The organism is Saccharomonospora azurea NA-128, assembly GCF_000231055.2.
Classification (GTDB): domain Bacteria; phylum Actinomycetota; class Actinomycetes; order Mycobacteriales; family Pseudonocardiaceae; genus Saccharomonospora; species Saccharomonospora azurea.
In genome coordinates this window covers 2,154,836-2,173,385 of record NZ_CM001466.1, presented here as the reverse complement: position 1 = coordinate 2,173,385, position 18,550 = coordinate 2,154,836, and the positions used below count along the sequence as shown (strand labels likewise).

Annotated in this window: 17 protein-coding genes and 1 tRNA gene; 13 read left to right on the top strand and 5 right to left on the bottom strand. The window is 68.3% G+C overall.

Features of this window, described 5'->3' with window-relative positions:
- Positions 1 to 104: 104 nt before the first annotated feature.
- The 5 genes from SACAZDRAFT_RS09885 (at position 105) to SACAZDRAFT_RS09865 (ending at position 4,224) form a co-directional block, all read left to right on the top strand.
- Positions 105 to 884: a DeoR/GlpR family DNA-binding transcription regulator gene (locus SACAZDRAFT_RS09885; RefSeq protein WP_005441148.1), complete on the top strand. Its 780-nt coding sequence runs from the start codon at positions 105 to 107 to the stop codon at positions 882 to 884.
- Complete coding sequence (gene galT / locus SACAZDRAFT_RS09880; RefSeq protein WP_005441146.1) at positions 881 to 1,909, top strand: galactose-1-phosphate uridylyltransferase; 1,029 nt, start codon at positions 881 to 883, stop codon at positions 1,907 to 1,909. Before SACAZDRAFT_RS09885 ends, galT begins: the two co-directional genes overlap by 4 nt.
- A 66-nt stretch (positions 1,910 to 1,975) precedes the next feature.
- Positions 1,976 to 3,304, top strand: coding sequence for a S1C family serine protease (locus SACAZDRAFT_RS09875; RefSeq protein WP_232286397.1), 1,329 nt, complete (start codon positions 1,976 to 1,978; stop codon positions 3,302 to 3,304).
- 210 nt (positions 3,305 to 3,514) lie between these two features.
- A complete protein-coding gene (locus SACAZDRAFT_RS09870; RefSeq protein ID WP_005441142.1) occupies positions 3,515 to 4,015 on the top strand; it encodes a MogA/MoaB family molybdenum cofactor biosynthesis protein in 501 nt (166 codons plus the stop codon).
- A gap of 17 nt (positions 4,016 to 4,032) precedes the next feature.
- Positions 4,033 to 4,224 (top strand): hypothetical protein, encoded by a 192-nt coding sequence (locus tag SACAZDRAFT_RS09865; protein WP_005447000.1) that lies wholly within the window; start codon positions 4,033 to 4,035, stop codon positions 4,222 to 4,224.
- Between the two features lie 15 nt (positions 4,225 to 4,239).
- Here SACAZDRAFT_RS09865 and SACAZDRAFT_RS09860 read toward each other — a convergent pair whose 3' ends face one another.
- The 3 genes from SACAZDRAFT_RS09860 to SACAZDRAFT_RS09855 all read right to left on the bottom strand — a co-directional run bounded on the left by SACAZDRAFT_RS09860 (position 4,240) and on the right by SACAZDRAFT_RS09855 (position 6,142).
- Positions 4,240 to 4,884: an SAF domain-containing protein gene (locus tag SACAZDRAFT_RS09860; protein ID WP_005441140.1), complete on the bottom strand. Its 645-nt coding sequence runs from the start codon at positions 4,882 to 4,884 to the stop codon at positions 4,240 to 4,242.
- Between the two features lie 173 nt (positions 4,885 to 5,057).
- Complete coding sequence (locus tag SACAZDRAFT_RS22450) at positions 5,058 to 5,405, bottom strand: FmdB family zinc ribbon protein (RefSeq protein ID WP_005446998.1); 348 nt, start codon at positions 5,403 to 5,405, stop codon at positions 5,058 to 5,060.
- A 125-nt stretch (positions 5,406 to 5,530) separates the two neighbouring features.
- Positions 5,531 to 6,142, bottom strand: a complete 612-nt coding sequence (locus SACAZDRAFT_RS09855; protein ID WP_005441111.1) for a 5-formyltetrahydrofolate cyclo-ligase — start codon at positions 6,140 to 6,142, stop codon at positions 5,531 to 5,533.
- Positions 6,143 to 6,166: 24 nt separating this feature from the next.
- Here SACAZDRAFT_RS09855 and SACAZDRAFT_RS09850 point away from each other — a divergent pair, with 24 nt between their 5' ends.
- The 5 genes from SACAZDRAFT_RS09850 (at position 6,167) to SACAZDRAFT_RS09830 (ending at position 10,211) form a co-directional block, all read left to right on the top strand.
- A complete protein-coding gene (locus SACAZDRAFT_RS09850; RefSeq protein WP_005441110.1) occupies positions 6,167 to 7,069 on the top strand; it encodes a UTP--glucose-1-phosphate uridylyltransferase in 903 nt (300 codons plus the stop codon).
- Positions 7,069 to 8,337: a molybdotransferase-like divisome protein Glp gene (glp, locus tag SACAZDRAFT_RS09845; protein ID WP_005441104.1), complete on the top strand. Its 1,269-nt coding sequence runs from the start codon at positions 7,069 to 7,071 to the stop codon at positions 8,335 to 8,337. The genes SACAZDRAFT_RS09850 and glp overlap by 1 nt, the downstream gene beginning before the upstream one ends.
- 11 nt (positions 8,338 to 8,348) lie before the next feature.
- The gene (locus tag SACAZDRAFT_RS09840; protein ID WP_005441102.1) at positions 8,349 to 9,026 is read left to right on the top strand and encodes a GNAT family N-acetyltransferase; all 678 of its coding nucleotides are present in this window, start codon (positions 8,349 to 8,351) and stop codon (positions 9,024 to 9,026) included.
- A 182-nt stretch (positions 9,027 to 9,208) separates the two neighbouring features.
- On the top strand, positions 9,209 to 10,081 hold the full coding sequence (gene sepX, locus SACAZDRAFT_RS09835) for a divisome protein SepX/GlpR (protein ID WP_005441101.1): 873 nt from the start codon (positions 9,209 to 9,211) through the stop codon (positions 10,079 to 10,081).
- 57 nt (positions 10,082 to 10,138) lie between these two features.
- Positions 10,139 to 10,211, top strand: a tRNA-Ala gene (locus SACAZDRAFT_RS09830).
- A gap of 188 nt (positions 10,212 to 10,399) precedes the next feature.
- Here SACAZDRAFT_RS09830 and SACAZDRAFT_RS09825 read toward each other — a convergent pair.
- Positions 10,400 to 11,815, bottom strand: coding sequence for a class I adenylate-forming enzyme family protein (locus tag SACAZDRAFT_RS09825; RefSeq protein WP_005441099.1), 1,416 nt, complete (start codon positions 11,813 to 11,815; stop codon positions 10,400 to 10,402).
- 310 nt (positions 11,816 to 12,125) lie between these two features.
- On the opposite strand from SACAZDRAFT_RS09825, the gene SACAZDRAFT_RS09820 reads away from it, so the two are divergent.
- Positions 12,126 to 12,890 (top strand): thioesterase II family protein, encoded by a 765-nt coding sequence (locus tag SACAZDRAFT_RS09820; protein ID WP_005441097.1) that lies wholly within the window; start codon positions 12,126 to 12,128, stop codon positions 12,888 to 12,890.
- Between the two features lie 638 nt (positions 12,891 to 13,528).
- Positions 13,529 to 16,318: an ATP-binding protein gene (locus SACAZDRAFT_RS09815; RefSeq protein WP_232286396.1), complete on the top strand. Its 2,790-nt coding sequence runs from the start codon at positions 13,529 to 13,531 to the stop codon at positions 16,316 to 16,318.
- An 18-nt stretch (positions 16,319 to 16,336) separates the two neighbouring features.
- On the opposite strand, the gene SACAZDRAFT_RS09810 is transcribed toward SACAZDRAFT_RS09815, so the two are convergent.
- Positions 16,337 to 17,203, bottom strand: coding sequence for a hypothetical protein (locus tag SACAZDRAFT_RS09810; protein WP_005441094.1), 867 nt, complete (start codon positions 17,201 to 17,203; stop codon positions 16,337 to 16,339).
- 542 nt (positions 17,204 to 17,745) lie between these two features.
- Between SACAZDRAFT_RS09810 and SACAZDRAFT_RS09805 the strand changes: the two genes are divergently transcribed.
- Positions 17,746 to 18,537 (top strand): nitrilase-related carbon-nitrogen hydrolase, encoded by a 792-nt coding sequence (locus SACAZDRAFT_RS09805; RefSeq protein WP_005441093.1) that lies wholly within the window; start codon positions 17,746 to 17,748, stop codon positions 18,535 to 18,537.
- Positions 18,538 to 18,550: the final 13 nt, after the last annotated feature.

Here is an 18,550-nt window from a genome sequence, read left to right as displayed (position 1 = left end):
CCGTCCGCGGGGTGTCACTCCACGTACGGGTGATCATCACCGTGCGTGTGCTAATTGGCGTACGCTTTTGTGATAGAGGCGTGGTCGCGGGGACGGAGTCGACAGTGCTGGCGCGGCAACGACAGGCGGTCATTCTGGAGGAGGCCCGACGCACCGGTGCGGTTCGGGTGAGTGACCTCGTGAGCAGGCTGGGTGTGTCGGACATGACCATCCGGCGGGATCTCGATGTGCTCGCAGGCCGAGGTCTGGTCGAGAAGGTGTATGGCGGGGCGACCACCGCGACGGGCGGTTCCCGGCTCGACACCTGTGCGGAAACCAGACTGCGGCACGAGGCCATCGCGGCCGAGGCGGCGCGTCGGGTGAGACCCGGCCAGGCAGTCGGGCTGTCGTCGAGTCCGGTGACGAACGTGCTCGCACGTGCCCTCGACCCGGTGCCCGACCTGACTGTGGTCACCAACTCCCTCACCGTGGCCGACATCGCCGCCGCGTCCGCGCAACCGGACCGTGTGGTGATCCTGACCGGGGGCATGCGCGGCGGATCCGACGTCCTCGTCGGGCCGCTCGCCGTGCAGAGTCTGCGCGGGCTGCACGTGGACCTCGTGTTCCTCGGGGTGTACGGGATCTGTGAGCGGGCCGGGTTCACGGTCCCCAACCTGACCGAGAGCGAGGCCGACCGCGCGCTGGTGGAGACCGGCCGCAGCCTCGTCGTCCTCGCCGACCACACACGGTGGGCCACGGTGGGCATCTCGACGGTGGCCGCACTGTCCGAGGCCGATGTGCTGATCAGCGACGACGGACTGGCCGACACCGCGCGCGACGCGCTCTCGGCCCACGTGGGTGAGCTCGCCATCGTGCCGGTGCGACGACGAGGGGAGCGCGCGTGAACAAAGCGGTGCGACACCTCGCGGACGGCCGCCGGATCACCTACTACGACGAGGGACCACGTCCGCTTCCGCGCACGGCGGTGGACAGCCGCGATCTGCCCGAGGTCACGGCGGTGTCGGAGATTCGCTGTGACCCGCTCACGGGCGAGCAGGTGGTCATCGCCGCCCACCGGCAGAGTCGCACGTACAAGCCGGCCGCCGACCTGTGCCCCCTGTGCCCGAGCTCGCTGGGCAGACCGACCGAGGTGCCCGAGACCGACTATGACGTCGTGGTGTTCGACAACCGTTTCCCCTCGTTCTCGGGCGAGGCGGGACACGCCGACGTCGTCTGCTTCACCAGCGACCACGACAGTTCGTTCCGCGAGCTGAGCCCACGCCGGGTGTGCACCGTGCTGGAGGCGCTCGCCGATCGCACGACCGAGCTGTCCGCACGTGACGGCGTCGCTCTCGTCTTCCCGTTCGAGAACCGGGGAGAGGAGATCGGCGTGACGCTGCACCATCCCCATGGCCAGATCTACGCCTACCCGTTCGTGCCTCCGCGGACGGAGCGTCTGCTGCAAGCCGCCCGCACTCACCGCGCCGAACACGGAAGCGAGTTGCTCGCCGACCTGCTCGCCTCGGAGCGGGCCGACGGCAGGCGCATCGTCGCAGAGGGTCGGTACTGGAGCGCGTTCGTCCCTCCCGCAGCGAAATGGCCGGTGCACGTACTGGTCGTCCCGCACCGTCAGGTGCCGGATCTCGCGGCTCTGACGACACCCGAGCGGGAGGACTTCGCTGAGCTCTATCTGTCGGTACTGCGACGCTGCGACGCGTTGTACGACCGGCCGCTGCCGTACGTCGCCGGTTGGCAGCAGGCGCCGGTGCATCGCGACCGCGACCTGGCCTGGTTGCATCTCGAGTTGTTCTCGGTGCGTCGAGCCCAGGACAAGCTCAAGTACCTCGCGGGCTCGGAGTCGGCCATGGCCGTGTGGATCAACGACAGCACGCCGGAGCAGATCGCGGACCGGCTGCGGACGGCCGGGTGACGGACTCGTACCGAGCACACAGACGGAATTCAGCATGTTCTCAGGACTTCGCCCCATCATGGAGACATGACCGAGAACGACCCTTCCGCTCAGGACAGGCCGACTCCGGCGCCGGGAACGCCGGAGCAGCCGGACTCGGCACAGAGTGACGCGTCGACCCCACACGGTGCCGCAAGCGGGCCGACGGGAACCGGTGCGCCGCACGACTTTCAGTACCCACCGCACACGCCTCCGCCCGGCCACGCGCCCGGCGGGTACGGCTCGTCGCCCTACGCGCCGCCGGACTACGGCGCGTACCAGCGGGTGGGAGCGCCCACGGCACAGCAGGGTGGAGCCGTCATGCCGCGTAAGTTCGTGGCCGGTGTCGCGTTGCTCGCGTTGCTCGTCGGTGGCGGCGCCGGTGCGGCGGGTGGCTATCTCGCGGCGGACACCGCAGCGGGACCGTCGGCACCGAACGCCCTCGAGCAGCCTCCCCCGGCCAAGCAGACCGGCAACGTGCCCGAGGGCAGCATCGAATCGGTGGCCGCGAAGCTCGAACCGAGCGTCGTGCAGTTGCAGGTGCAGGGCGTCGGCTCGGCCAACGAGGGCTCCGGCTTCGTCATCAGCGAGGACGGCTACATCCTCACGAACAATCACGTGGTGGAGGCCGCTGCCCAAGGGGGCCGCATCGTCGTGGCGTTCCAGAACGGCGACCGAGCTCAGGCCGAAATCGTGGGACGCGACCCCACGACCGACATCGCCGTGGTGCGCGCCGAGAACGTCAACGGCCTGACCACGGTCGAACTCGGCCGCTCCGACGACCTCCGCGTGGGAGAGTCCGTGGTGGCGGTCGGTTCGCCGTTCGAGCTCGCCGGCACTGTGACAGCGGGCATCGTCAGTTCCCTGAACCGGCCGGTGACCGCGGGTGGTCAGGGCGACCAGGCCACCGTCATGGACGCCATCCAGACCGACGCGGCGATCAACCCGGGCAACTCGGGTGGCCCGTTGGCGAACATGCAGGGCCAGGTGATCGGGATCAACTCCGCGATCTACAGCCCCTCGCAGGGTGGCAACGTGGGTATCGGCTTCGCCATCCCGATCGACCAGGCACGGAGAACCGCCGACGAGATCATCGAGAACGGCCACGCCACGCAGACCTACATCGGGGCCACCGTGGGTGACGCCCCGCAGGGCGGGGCGCGGATCGGCGACGTCCAGGCGGGCAGCCCCGCGGAGAAGGCCGGCCTCGAATCGAACGACGTGATCGTGAAGATGGGTGAGCGGCGCATCGACGACGCGAACACGTTGGTCGCCGCAATCCGCACGAGAGCGCCGGGGGAGAAGGTCACCTTCACTCTCGCGGACGACAGCAAGGTCGACGTGACGCTGGGCGGCCAGCCGGTCGCCGTCAACTGAGCACAGGCCCACGTGGACGGACACGCCCGAACTCGCGGGTGTGTCCGTGGGCCGTCCGGACGCCGTCGAGATCGAGAACCAGGGGAGGTTCGCCCAGGTGCGTCGGGCTTCGAAGTACGCGCGGCTCCGCCGGTCGATGCCGCGGTCGTGTCGAGCCGCGTGCGCGGCGCCGGTCACCCTGAGTCGACGAGTGGCACTACGGTAGTGGTCATGGAACGGGATGCGCAGCGGTTGGGTCGGGCCCTCGTCGTGATCGTGGACGACCGGGTGGCTCAAGGCGAACTGGAAGACGGCACGGGCCCGCTCGTCACCGAGCTCCTGGAGGAAGCCAACTTCATCGTCGACGGCATCGTGGTGGTCCGTGCCGACACCGTCGAGATCCGCAACGCGCTGAACACAGCGGTGATCGGTGGGGTCGACCTGGTGATCACCGTCGGAGCCACCGGGGTCTCTCCGCGCGACGTCACGCCGGACGCCACCGCAGGCGTGCTCGACAGGCCGGTCCCGGGAATCGCGGAAGCGTTGCGCACTTCGGGCCTCGCCGCAGGAGCGATGGATGCCGGCATCTCGCGCGGTCTCGTGGGCATCTCGGGAAGTACGCTCGTGGTGAACCTCGCCGGATCCCGCGCTGCGGTCCGAGACGGCATGGCCACGTTGTCGGCCCTGGTGCCTCACGTCATAGATCAGCTCTCGGGGTTGGACGAGGCCTGACAGACCCTCCCTTTCGAGTGACCTTGGACGACACCGTGCAGCCGAACGAGCAGAGCCGACGAGAACGCCCGCGTCGTCGAAAGACGCTCGACGACGTGTTCGGTGACGTCCTGCCCGACACCACTCGGGACGAGCGGGACAGCTCTTCCTCGGCAGGGCTCTCGGACGACTGGTATCGCGAGAACCGGCCGCCTCATCACGACCGGTGAGATCGCGCCGGCTGTTCATCGCAGTGTCACGGTGACGGGCCGGTCGAGACCGGCTGCGGCGACGTGAGGAGCCTGCTCGTCGGGCACCGACACCAGAACCAACGGCCGGTGCGGCTGGAGCGGTCCCGTGGTCCTGCCGGCCTCCGGTTCCGCCACGGTGACCACGGTCGCGTTCTCGGCGAGGACGTCGGCTTGGTCGCCGCCCTCGGCCGGTACGACGACGTCGATGCGGGTGCCCGGTCTCAAGAGGTCGGTGATGCCCGAGTCCGCCAGTCGAAGTGGGACGGTGGTGGAGCCCGGTGGCGCGCTCCGGTGGTCGGCGAGGCGGACGTCGGTGACCGGTTCGCCTGCACGTGCGGCCCCTACGAACCTTCTGTTCAGGGCTTGCGCGGGCTCGGACAGCACGCCCTCGGGGCGGGCCTCGACGTGCATGTCGACGACGCGGACGTCCGCGGACGACAAGGCTGAGCCCGACGCCACGTCTCTGGCGGTGACGAGAGTGGGAAGCGTCCGTTCACCGCCCGCGCCGGGAGCCGCGGCGAGACCGGCGGCGACCAGGAGCAGAGCAACCGCGAGCCCGCGGCGAAGAATCACGAGTGGTCGCCCGCGGAGCCGGGCCCGCACGAGGCGTCGCCATCCACGTGTACGTGTGTCGTCCATCCCGCTTCCCCCTCGTCCGTTCCTGCCGGTGGCGCACGTCACGCACACCGGGGACGACGGTAGAAGCGAGCCCCCGCTCTTCGGAAGCAGCCGACGAACGACCTGTGGACAACTCTGACCCTGTGGACAACCGGCTCACGCGGGTCGCGTCTGAAGCTGGCCGAAAGCTACGGTCAGGACGCCGCGGCGGCGGAGGTGCTGCTGGAGCCGGCCGAGCTGGAGGAGGTGGAGCCGTTCGACGAGCTCGACGAGGAGCCGTTCGACGACGTGCTGGACGACGAGCTGTCCGAGGACGAGGACGAGGAGTCCGACGAGGGCTTCGCCGCGGTGGAGCTCTTCGAGTCGGACCGCGAGTCGGTGCGATAGAACCCGCTGCCCTTGAAGATGACGCCGACGGACCCGTAGAGCTTGCGCAACGTTCCCTGGCACTCGGGGCAGTCCGTCAGGCTCGCGTCGGAGAACGACTGGACCACCTCGAACCGGTGGTCGCACTCCTTGCAGGCGTACTGGTAGGTCGGCACAAGGTCTCCTTCAGAGAATTCGGCACTCCCGATCTGGCACTCGGGAGCCGGGAGTGCTAACGCAATTCTGCTCGATCGTGTTCCCCGAGCGCAATCGAGGTCCCGCTGGGACGGAGCGGCGTGGCTCACACCTCGGGTCGCTCGGCCAGTGAGACGAGCCCTCGGCCCGGGGTGAGGGCGGCGTGCATCCGCACGTCGTGGGGCTCCGAGGGCAACCGGTCGACCAGCTCGGAGTCGCGCACCACCGCCACGAAACGGGTCTCGCGGGAGGCGAGCACGAGTGACCGATCGTAATAGCCGCCGCCCTTGCCCAGCCGTACGCCGACGCGGTCGACCGCCAGAGCGGGCACCAGCACGACGTCCGCCTCGCGCACGGCGTCCGGTCCCAACCGAGGTCCGGTGGGCTCCAGCACCGGGGGGAACACTCCGGTGGCGAGCGAGGAGGGACCCGAGTACTCGGCCCAGTCGAGAGGGCCTGCTGCGTCCGGGATCACAGGAAGGAGGACTCTGCTGCCCTGACGGGACAGAACGTCGAGGAGTGCCCGGGAACCGGGTTCGGTGCCGAAGGGCACGTAGAAGCAGACGGTCGCCGCCTGAATCTCGGAGAGGTTCCGAGCGAGCGCGGAAGCCTCCGCATCGCGCTGTTCCTGCGGGACGGCGGCGCGCTCGGCGCGAATTCGCTCACGCCATGCCGCTTTGCCACTCGCCGGGGGGTTGTCGTTGTCGGTGCGTTGCACGCGTCCAGGCTAGGCTTTGCGGCCATGACGGGCGCCACGATTGAGAACACGTTCCGGACCGCCATCGTCCCGGCTGCAGGACTCGGCACCAGATTCCTCCCGGCCACGAAGGCCGTGCCGAAGGAGTTGTTGCCGGTCGTCGACACGCCGGGGATCGAACTCGTGGCGAGTGAAGCCGCACAAGCGGGTGCGCAGCGCATGGTGATCGTCACCTCTCCCGACAAGAAGTCGGTGGTGGACTACTTCTCCGGCAAACCCGACCTGGAGGCCACGCTCGAGCGCAAGGGCAAGACCTCGTTGCTGGAGAAGGTGCGGCGAGCACCGGGCTTGCTGGACGTCGAGGTGGCGATCCAGGAGGAGGCGCTCGGCCTCGGCCACGCGGTGGCGCAGGCGGAGCCGAACCTCGACGACGCCGACACGGCCGTGGCGGTACTGCTGCCCGACGACCTCGTGCTGCCCACGGGAGTGCTGTCCAAGATGGCCGAGGTGCGCGCGCGCCACGGCGGCAGTGTCCTGTGTGCGTTCGACATCCCGAAGGAGCAGATCTCCCCGTACGGCGTCTTCGACGTGACCGACACCGACGATGCGGACGTCAAGCAGGTTCACGGCATGGTGGAGAAGCCCGCGCCGGAGGAGGCGCCGTCCACGTACGCCGCGGCCGGCCGATACCTGCTCGATCGGGCGATTTTCGACGCCCTGCGGCGCATCGAACCCGGTTCGGGCGGTGAACTGCAGCTGACCGACGCCGTCGCGCTCCTGATCTCGGAGGGACACCCGGTACACGTCGTCGTCCACCACGGTGGCCGGCACGACCTGGGCAATCCCGGCGGGTTCCTGCGCGCGGCCGTCGACTTCGCACTGGACAATCCCGACTACGGCCCCTCCCTTCGTGAGTGGCTGATCGAACGGATCGGTACTGCCGACTGATGAGTGACACCGAGTCGACCGTCGTCACGCACCCGACAGCCGAGTTGCGGTCGGTGGAGGACCAGCTCGCACTGCTGTTGAAGGCAGCAGTGCGGCCTCGGCCCGTTCGGGTGGCCATTTCCGAGGCGCAGGGACTGCTCTGTGCCGAGGAGGTTGTCGCCGAGCAGGCGCTGCCCGGCTTCGATCAGGCGGCTGTGGACGGTTACGCCGTGCGCAGCGTCGACGTGCGCACGGCCAACGAGGAACCCGTGGAGATGCCGGTGGTCGGCGAGATCCCGGCCGGTTCCCGGCAGCCGAGGCGGTTGCAGCCCGGACAGGCCGTGCGGGTCGCCACCGGTGCGCCGCTGCCGACTCTCGCCGACGCGGTCGTGCCGAGTTCCTACACGGACGGCGGCACGGCGAAGGTGACGGTTCGGCGCGCGGTGCCCTCGCACGGCTACGTGCGCCGTACCGGGGAGGACGTGCAGACCGGTGACGTCGCCGTCCGCAAGGGCGACACGATCGCGGCGGCGCAGGTCGGCCTGCTGGCGGCGGTGGGCAGGTCGAAGGTGCTCGTGCATCCGCGGCCCCGCGTGTCGATCATCTCCGTGGGCGACGAGCTCGTGGACATCGACCGCACTCCCGCCGTCGGTCAGGTCTACGACGTCAACTCCTACGCTCTCGCGGCGGCCGCGCGGGACGCGGGCGCCGAGGTGAGCCGGGTCGGCATCGTCCCGCTCGACCCGAAGCGGTTGCGGGAGACTGTCGAGGGCAGGCTGTTGATGTCCGAGGTCATCGTCGTGGCCGGGGGTGCGGGCGGAAGCATCGGCGACGAGGTCCAGGCCGCGCTCGCCGATCTCGGCGACATCGACACGACGCGGGTGGCGATGCACCCCGGTTCCACGCAGGCCTTCGGCAGGCTGGGGCCCGACGCGGTACCCACGTTCCTCATCCCCGCCAACCCGATGAGTGCGCTCGTGGTGTTCGAGGTGATGGTGCGTCCGCTCATCCGGGCGGCTCGGGGCACCAGGAATCCGCACCGCCGGACGGTGGAGGCGCGACTGCTGTCGCCGATCACGTCCACGAAGGGCAGACGCGGTTACCTGCGCGGGCAGCTCCTGCGCGACGAGAGCAACGGCGAGTACCTCGTCCAACCGCTCGGCACCGGTGGCTCGCATCTGCTGACGTCGCTGGCCGAGGCCAACTGCCTCATCACCGTGGACGACGATCTCGACGAGGTCGCCGCGGGCGAGCAGGTCAGAGTGGCTTTCCTCGCCCCACGCGTGTAGCGGGGCGGAGCATGTCCACCGGGTCCGGCGCGCCGTACGTGACGGAGCCTCAGCGGCCCGGCTGGCCCGCGAGGTTGGGACCGCTGGTGGTGCCCGCGGGTGTGGTGCGACTGCGGCCCGTGCGGTTGCGGGACGGGCCTGAGTGGAGCCGCCTTCGGCTGCGCGACCGCGAGTACCTCGAACGCTGGGAACCCGAGCAGCCCGGCAGTTGGCGAGACCGCAACGGGCTGGCCGCATGGCCGTCGCAGTGGTCCGGTCTGCGTCGGCTCGCCAAGCGGGGCGAGTGCTTCCCGTTCGCGATCACGGTGGACGACGAGTTCGCGGGCCAGCTCACGATCGGCAACGTCATCAGGGCGGCGTTGCGGTCGGCGTGGATCGGTTACTGGGTCTCGTCCACGCAGGCCGGAGGCGGCGTGGCGACGGCAGCGGTCGCGTTGGCGACCGACCACGCGTTCACGGCGGGTGGGCTGCACCGTCTCGAAGCCACGGTGCGTCCCGAGAACGTCGCGAGCCTGGCCGTGCTCGAGAAGGCGGGATACCGGAGGGAAGGACTGTTCCTCCGCTACCTGCGGGTGCAGGGCGCGTGGCGGGACCACCTCTGTTACGCGACCACGGTGGAGGAGAACGGCGAGGGTGTCGTTGCTCGGTTGGTGGGCTCGGGCAGGGCGGCATGGCCCGACGAGCGTTGAATTCGTGTGAAATCGATATCGGCCAACCAGGTGAGTCGGAGAACAGCCCGGCGAGTCTCCACACCTTCCGTTACTCCGGTGACTAGCGTGACGAGAGCCGGAGTGAGGGCGGAGTGCGGGCCTGAGGGCCGGGAGGAGCTCAGCACGACGGCGCGCAGTACAGGTCGGGGGAGGTGACGGGAATGCCCAGCTCGTTGATCATCGTGGGGCTCGCTGCGGCATGGCTTGCCGTCCTCGTTCCCATGGTGGCGCGCAAGCGACAGGTGATCACGCAGACCAACGACGCGGCTCTGGCCGCGCGGGTCGTGCGCAGCGGGAGTGCGCGCGACACGGCGAGCGGCGAGGTCGGCCATGGGGACGTCGACGAGTCTGGGCGTGAGGATGTGGACGACGTGGACGACTTCCGGGGTGCCTACGACGGCGCCGAGGACGTCGACGATGACACGCACGGTGACGACGTCGATGCGTATGGCGACGACCGAAATGCCGGTGGCGTCGACGGCGTCGATGTCGGAGGCGACGCGGAGTTCGCGTCGGACCGCGGCGCGGTGAGTGAGCACCGTTCCGTTCGGCGGCGCTACCGGCCCGGACGCGGGGGATTCGACCCCGAGGCCGCGGCGCTCGCCGCCAAGGCGAAGTACGCGTTCCGTCAGCGGGTCGTGGTGATCCTGCTCCTGGCCGTGCTGACGACAGCGGTCGCCGCGGGATTCGTGCTTCCCGTGCTGTGGTGGGCTCACGGTGCCGCGGACCTGGCCCTGGTGGCCTACCTCGTGTACCTGCGCAGGCAGGTTCACATCGAGGAGGAGATCCGGCAGCGTCGACTCGCGCGGTTGCGCGCGGCCTCCCGGCGCACCCCGCGGCGGGCGGACCCGCTCGAGGACATCGAGGTCGTCCACCACGATGCGGGTGACGTGGTCGGTGCCGAGCGCAAGCCGATGCCCACCACGCGCGTGCGGAGGCAGGCCGTCGTCGTGGATCTCGACGACGAGGATCCCGCGTTCCATGAGCTCGACGACCCGAACCGCTTCTCCTACCGCCGGGCCGTGGGTGAATAGGGACCCCCTTGTTCGATGGGGGTGGCAGGCTTGCTATGCTCATCGAGCAAGTGAAAAGGGGCTGTAGCGCAGTTGGTAGCGCGTCTCGTTCGCATCGAGAAGGTCAGGGGTTCGATTCCCCTCAGCTCCACTTGAGAGGCGCCGAGCACCTGTGAGAGCAGAACTCGGATGCCGTGCCAGAGATGACGAAGGGCCACCCCGGTAGGGATGGCCCTTTTTTCGTGTGCCGTTATCGACCCGGTGCGCGGCATCGTTTGCGCCGCCGGGCACCGGGTCGCAGTGTCGTCCATACTGTCGTCCGTACCCTGCGCGTCGGGCTCACTGCTGGGTGGCGAGCTTCTCCAACGCCTTCTTGTCGGGCTTGCCGTTGCGGTTCAAGGGGAAGTTCGCGAGGACTTCCACTCGGTTCGGCTGCTCGTACACCGGCAGGACGCCGTCGATCACGTCGCGCCAGTACCGGGCGTCGCGTCCCAGGTCGTCTTCCACGAAGAAGATCAACTGGCTTCCCTGCCGCTCGTCGGGCAGCGCCACGATCCGGGCCGAACACCCCGCGGCGGCGACCTTCCGTTCGAGAAGCTCGGGGTAGAGGGTGTACCCCTTGCGGTTCACCGCGTACTTGCGGCCCGAGACGAAGAGATTGCCGTCCTCGGTCAGGTACCCCAGGTCGTTCGTGTGGTACCAGCCACGGTCGGCGACGTCGAGCTCGCCGTTCTCGTCGAGGATGCCCTCCATCATGTCGGGACAGAGTACGACGATCTCGCCGAGTTCGTTGGGAGGCAACGGGTTGTTCGGGTCGCCGTCCTCGCCGACGATGCGCAGGTCGAGCCCCTCCATGACGTTCCCGCAGCCGACCGGGTTGTCGAGGGTGGCGAAAGCGACGTTGCCGAGTTCGGTACTGCCGTAGCTGTCCAGCAGGGGGAGCCCGAACATCTCGACGTAGGTGTCGGACAGCGGCTGGTCGAGCGGTGCCGCGCCGACGCAGAACATCCGGACCGAGCGCAGTCGCTCCCGGAGTCCGGTCCGCTTGCGGACGATGTTGTGGATGCTGCGGTAGGTCGCCGGGGTCGCGTCGATCACCGTAGCTCCACATTGGAGTCCCATGTGCAGGGCGTGGTCGACCCTGCGGTACGGCGCGATGATGAGCGAGCACCGCACGAGCCAGGCGATCAGCACCATCGAGAGCCCGTACTGGTGGGAGAACGGCAGCAGCGGGAGCAGCGCGTCGCTCGCCGTGTGGCCGACCTGCTTGGCGTTGCGCTCCAGGTTGCGCAGGAAGTTGCCGCCGTTCTTCACCACGCCTTTCGGTGTTCCGGTCGAGCCGGACGACCACATGATGAGCCCGTCGGGGAGTTCGCACCACGTGTCGAAGCAGAGCCGCTCGTCGCTCGGCCGGCGACCACCAGCCGCCACGAGGAGTTCATAGAGGAAGACCGGTGTTTCGTCTTCTGCGATGGGGGCGTCGTCGGAGACGAGTACGAACTTCGCGCTGGCTCGACGAGCGATCGCGGTGGTCTGCTCGGCGTTCTCCTGATAGTCCAGCAGGACGATCGATGCACCCACGTGCATCAGAGCGAGGAGCGTGCTGACGTAGGCGGCGGAGTTGCTCGCCTTGAACAGCACCCGCGATCCGGCTTGGATTCCCTGCTCGCGCAGGACGTCGGCCACGCACAGAGCCTGCTGTTCGAACTCTGCGAGGGTCTGTACCGAATCCTTGGCGAAGAGCTTGGGGGACATCGGAATCGTCCTTCCTTCTCCAGGCCAGACGAGACTATGAGCGGACTCCGCCGCAGCGACACCCCTAGTCGTCCCTTACTCGACGCCGACACCATTGTGGATGGTGGCCGACGGAGCCGTGAGAAGGTGGCGATTCCGTTCGACTGAAGGTCGATCACGAAAGCGACCACTATGATGGCCCGACGTTTCAGCCGCGACAAGACCGTGCCACGCGACCTGGTCGAGTGCGACGAAGCGTCCCCAGGGGTTGCCGTCCGCCCTGGTCGCCAGCAGGGTCGGCACCGTTCGACAGCGACGTGAAGGGAACGACGTGACCGCGCACGACGACAACGACTTGTGGATCCGCCGCTTTCATCCCGCCCCGGAAGCCGACACGAGATTGGTCTGCCTCCCGCATGCCGGAGGTTCGGCCAGCTTCTACTTTCCGGTCTCGAGGGCGCTGTCTCCCGGCCTCGAGGTGCTGGCGGTGCAGTACCCCGGCAGGCAGGACCGCCGTACGGAACGATGCCTGGACAGCATCGCCGAGCTCGCGGACGCCGTCGCGGCAGCTTTGCTGCCGTGGACGGACAAGCCGCTCGCCTTCTTCGGCCACAGCATGGGGGCCACGCTCGCCTTCGAGGTCGCTCTCCGGCTGGAGCAGCGTGGGATCGTGGCCTCGGCCGTGTTCGCGTCGGGACGGCGTGCGCCGTCGCGTGACCGCGAGGAATGGGTGCACCTGGAGGATGACGCCGGCCTGATTCGGGAGATCGGTGCGCTTGGCGGGTCCGAAGCACAGGTGCTCCAGGACGAGGAGTTGCTCCGCACGGTATTGCCCGCGATCCGCGCCGACTACAAGGCGGTGGAAACGTATCGGTGTCAGCCCGGGCCGCCGTTGTCGTGCCCGATTTACGCATTGGTGGGCGACAGCGACCCGAAGGCCAGTATCGACGAGGCCCAGGCGTGGAAACGCCACACCACGGGAGAATTCGAACTCCGGACGTATCCCGGAGGGCACTTCTACCTGATCGAGCAGGCGTCGAGTGTGATCGCGACGATTGTCGAGAAGATGGCCGAAACACCGACCGCCCGGCGGTAAGGAAAAGTCATGCCGGGTTCACCGAGGAGTTGCCTCGCAGAGCTCTTTTCGTAATCAGCCGCGAGTCGCAGCGCCTGCGGGACGTGTCAACGACAGTTTTAATCTCTTGAAGGTGCATTAAGGCACACGACCCGAAGGTTGGGCGCAACTCGTTTGCCGCAAGTCGTGCTCGCACCGGGTTGGTCGCCGGTGCGAGCCACGTCCGCGAATCCCGAAGAGTGGGCATCGTGTGTGGTCGTGTCGTCCCCCGAACGGTGGCAGGTCGCGATCGCGTGGGCGGTGACCTGCTCGGATTCAATTATTGACGTAACAACGATTTGCATTGCGCAGTTTGTCCCGTGTGGGCGGAAGCGACCCCTAGGCGACCCCTATTGTCGCGGAAACCCCCGTTCCGTCGGGGCTGCCCCGGTGTTCCCGCCGTCCGCCTGATGGCTGATTACTCGTTGCTGCGTTGGGTGTAGTTGTGGTTGTTGACGTGGCAATGAACTCACTGGATTGGTGGGGACCGTGGTAGCTTGACCGCCGGAAGAGCTACTGTCCGTGGCAGCTGAGCTCATAAGTTTGCAAAGATCACCCGTTTGGGCGATCTGGGGGTACGTGCAGCCTCGGGAGAAAAGAGATTGGCCTGAGGTCTCTTCTTGGAGGATGACTGCGTGGTATTGGTAGAACGTCATGCGATTCTAGCGGAGCTGACCACCCTCCTGGAGGATTCCGCCCAAGGGAACGGGAGGGTCGCAGTTCTCTCCGGTGGAATTGCGAGCGGTAAGACCGCCGTGCTTCGGCAATTCGAGGAGTGTGCGCGCCAGGCCGGGGCTTCGTTGCTGCGTTCGTCCGGTGCCCCGAACGAACGGACACTTCGTTTCGGTGTCATCGAGCAGCTGTTCCTCGGTGTTCCGGCAATCCCTGAGACGTCTGCCGTACTGGCCTCCCTCTCCGAGTCGAATCGCTTCGACTCGGACCCGAGCTCCGCCGACCGGGACGAGGAACGCCTCGCGCGAGAGATCTGTGTGCGACTGCTCGACCTGTCCAGGACACGGCCGCTCGTGATCACAGTGGACGATCATCAGTTCACCGACAGCGCATCGGTACGCGTGTTGACGTACCTGCAGCACCGGATCGCGTCGTCGCCGATCATGCTGCTGCTCAGTCGGCGAGTCGACGAACCGTCGCGCCTGGTTCCGCAGCCGCTGCGGGAGCCCCACACCCGGTGCTTCGCCGTGGCACCGTTGAGCCTCTCCGGTGTCGAGCAGTTCCTCTCGCAACGCACCTCTCCCGCCGACGCAGCCCGCCTCGCACCGTGGTGCCACGACCTGACCGGCGGAAACCCGTTGCTGCTGCATGGAATCCTCGACGACATCGCGGCGAACGCCGGTGCTGCGGCGTCCGGGGTCGGAAATCCCCAGGCCGGTGACTCCTTCGCCCGTGCGGTGCTCGCGTGCCTGCATCGAGGGGGTTCTCATCTCGTCGACACGGCACGTGCCCTGGCGGTGCTCAGCGAGTTCGTGACCCCCAGCCTGCTGGCTCGCTTCCTCGATCTCCGCTCGTCCAAGGTGAGCGGCACCCTGCGGGCGCTCGAGGTCGCCGGTCTCACCGATGGTTACCGGTTCCGGCACGCCGGTACCCGCAAGATCGTGCTGGACGAGTTGTCGGCCGAGGAGCGGGCGGCACTCAACCTCCGTGCGGCGGAGCTTCTGCACCAGGACGGGGCGGCACCGTCGGACATCGTCGGGTACCTGCTCGCCGCGGGTGAGGCGGAGGAACCGTGGGCGGTCGACGTGTTGCAGGCGGCTGCCGACCATGCCGTGGTGTACGCCGAGCAGGTTCTCGCTCTGGGAGACGTCGAGGAGGCGGTGCGGTACCTGGAGTTCGCGAGTCAAGCGTGCGGTGACGAACGCCAGCGTGCGGCGCTGACCTCGCGGCTCGCCTGGGTGCAGTGGTTGATCAATCCGGCGGCGGCCAGCCGGCATCACGGCCCGTTGCAGGCGGCCCTGGATAAGGGGCTGCTGGGCGATCGAGAGGCGATGCGGCTGGTGCGTTCGTTGGTGTGGCACGGTCGTGAGCTCGAAGCCGCCCAGGCACTGGACTGCGTGGGGGGCCGGGCCGACGACACCGGGCAGGTCGACGCGTACGAGCGGGAACTCACTCAGAAGTGGGTGACCTGGTGCTCTCCCGAGGTCATGGCCCGGAAGGACCGCGCCGGTGTGCTGACCCCGCCCCCGCTGGGGCGAACGCCCCGTACTTCGGGCACCGACATGCGAGGCGGACGCGCTCCCGGCACCGCTGCCGCGCTCGAAGGCGCGGAGCGGATCCTGCAGGGCGCGCGCGTTCTGGAGACGCCGGTGGCGGCCGTGGCCTGCGCGTTGCACGAACTGCTCGTGGCGGAGAAGACGGAGCGCGCGAAGTACTGGTGCGACGAGTTGTTGAGGAAGGCGGAACGGTACCGCGCCACGACGTGGCGGGCCGTGCTGCTGGACTGCCGCGCGGCGATCAGTCTCCGCCTCGGGGATCTCGCCGATGCCGAGCGGTATGCGCGCACGGCGTTGTCCCTCCTGTCGGTGCAGAGCTGGGGCGTCGTCATCGGCTCGCCGCTGTCGCACCTGGTGCAGGCGACGACCATGATGGGCAAGCTCGACGAGGCCGCCCAGCACATCGACCGCGCGGTGCCGCCCGCCATGGTGAACACCCGGTACCAGCTGAGGTACCTGACTGCGCGGGGGCACTTCTATCTCGCCACCGACCGGCCGCATGCCGCCCTCGTCGACTTCCAGGCCGTCGGTGATCTCGCGGTGAAATGGAACCTCGACGACCCGGCCACGGTGGCCTGGCGAGGCGACATGGCGCAGGCGCTCGCGCGCATCGGGAGGACCGACCGGGCGCGCGAGCTGATCGACGCGCAACTCGTGCTGATCGGAAGCGGCCTGGCCCGAGCCCGGGGGATTTCGCTGGGCATTCTGGCGTCGCTGAGCGACGTCAAACAGCGATTGGCGATGCTCGGGGAGGCCGCGGACCTTCTGCAGGAGGGCGGCGACCGGTATCAGTTGGCCCGCACGTTCGCCGAACTCGAACAGGTCTGGCAGATCTTCGGTGAGCTCGAACGAGCGCGGCTGATCCGGCGTCGTGCCCTTCAACTGGCCAAGCGTTGTGAGGCCACGTGGCTGTACGACAGATTGTCGACGAACCGGGACCCGTTGATGTCCGCGACACCGACGCGGGAGGAACCCGAGAACATGGCGCTGCTCAGCGAGGCCGAGAAGCGGGTGGCGACCCTCGCGGCGTTGGGGCGGACCAACCGGGAGATCGGCAGGCGGCTCCACATCACCGTGAGCACGGTGGAACAACACCTCACACGGGTGTACCGCAAGCTGAACATCAAGCGGCGGACCGACCTGCCCGTGGTGATGCCGGTGGACATCGCCGACACGGCCTGAGAGCACTGTGGACCGAAGTCAGCCGGGACGCGCCTTGTCGTGCCTGGTTCTGCTCGGCACGTCCTCGGCGTCCTGTGCCGACACGGTGTCGAGGACGATGTCGAGCGGGGCGAGTGATCCGCAGGTCGGCGTCTCGACGTCCCGGTCGGTGATGCGGAGGAAGCTCAACGTGTCGTCGTGCGGAGCCTCCCGGGCGAAGGTGATCCCTTCCACGCCGGTCGACAGGGCGACGTCGACCAGCCACCAGGTCGACTCATCGCCCGGCGGAGGCGGCACCCGCCGGGTGTAGAGCTGGGTGGGAAGGCCGGTGTCGACGGCGGCGCGGATGTCGGCGAGCAGCGCCTGTTCGGTCCGGCCCCCGGCGATGTGGCCGCGCGTGTGCGGGTCCGCCCAGTCGTCCATGCAGACGCGCAGAGCATCCACGCACTCGGCGAGGTCGTCGGCGCGGTCTCGCAACCGTTCGGGGCCGGTGGTGAGGCTCACCGTGCAACCGTCGTCCGTCAGATGCTCGGCGATCACGGCGAGGTCCGTGTGGTGCAAGGGCTCCACCTCGACGATGTCGACGGTGAGCAGACCGGTGCAGGCGAGTGCCCGGGCGACTCTGCGGTGCGGCGATTCGGTGGAGGAGACGTCCGCGACGTGATGCGGCCGCACGACCGGAGACCAGCGGATGCCGACGGTCGTGGAGCCACCCAGTTCCTGGGGAGAGGCGTAGCGATCCGCGATGAGGTCACTCGCGCGGAGTCTGGCACGCCCCACCGTGGTCAACGCGCCCCGATGATGGGTTCTTCCGGTCAACGGGTCGTGCGCGACGAGGTGCCCCGCACGGACGCCGACACCGAAGACACGCGGTTTCGCACGTGCGTTATCGCGCGACGACTTCATCGAACAACTCCTAGGGAAAAATGGGAGGAGATCGGCGAACCACCGTCAACGGTGAAGCCTTCTGCATAGGGAGTCGCATTGTCGGTTCAATTTTCTATCAATGACGCCGATACCACGATGACAGGATCCCGACCCTACCATCGGGCGGTCGACGCGGACTCCGCCCTCGGTAGGGGGAAAGGTCCTCCGTCCGAACTACTTCTTCCGCGCTCGGCTAATAGTTCGACAGTTCAGGGGCCGATCCTGCGTCTCTTTCGGAGCCCTGTGCCCGTGCAATATCGGGCTTTGCCGGACCCGTTTCGGTCGTTGTCGCTTTACGGAAGGAAGGAGTGTCCTCACCGCGCGGCGGTGGCCCCTCATCGCCTTCTGCCGACCCCTAGAGGTGCGGCGGCGTCGGCGTTGTCGAGTGGGCCGCACCGGAAACCGGTGTAAGCCGGGGTTCGTAGGGGTTGTGGCGCAGGAATGCGCGACCGTAGATTCGGCGTCGCCACGAACCCTGAACGCTCAAGACAATGCCCTCCGGCGTTCGCGGGAGGAGTACGATGATCGTCGCTTGCTGGCAGGCCACGTCCCACTGTGGGAACCCGTCGGCCCCCCTCGACAGGATTGCCGAGGTCGCCGGACGCGCGGCTGCTGCCGGAGCCGAACTTCTCGTCACACCCGAGTTGTCGGCCACCGGATATCCGCGTGCACTGGCCGATGTGGACTCGGTCGCGGAGCCCGTCGACGGCCCGACCGCTCGTGCCATGGCCGACATCGCCGCCACCGCGAACATCGCCATCGCCTACGGCTGGCCGGAGTGGAAGCGCGACGGAGTGCGCAACTCCGTCGCGCTGGTCGGTTCCGACGGCAGCACGCTCGCCGTCTACAACAAGGTGCACCTCTACGGCCACCGGGAGCGCGCCGCGTTCGTCCCCGGCGACGAAGCCGTGGTGCAGGCCAGGGTCGGTGACGTCACGGTCGGCCTCCTGGTCTGTTTCGACGTGGAGTTCCCCGAGCCGGTGCGCGCGCATGCGGTGGCGGGTACCGATCTGCTCGTGGTGCCCACCGCGTTGGAGAGTCCGTGGGACATGGTCGCGGACACCGTCGTACCCACGCGCGCGTTCGAGAGCCAGCTCTACCTCTGTTACGCGAACTGGGCCGGGCCCGAGGGCGACGGGCACTTCTGCGGACGCAGCCGCATCGTGGGGCCGGACGGACGCGGAGAACCCGCGGGCGGTTCGGGGGAGGAGCTCCTCCTGGCCGACGTGGATCACGAGCGACTCCGGGCGGCCCGAGCCGTCACTCCCTATCTGCGAGACCGCAGGCCCGACTTGTACCGGGACCTGCTCTGACCCACGACCGACC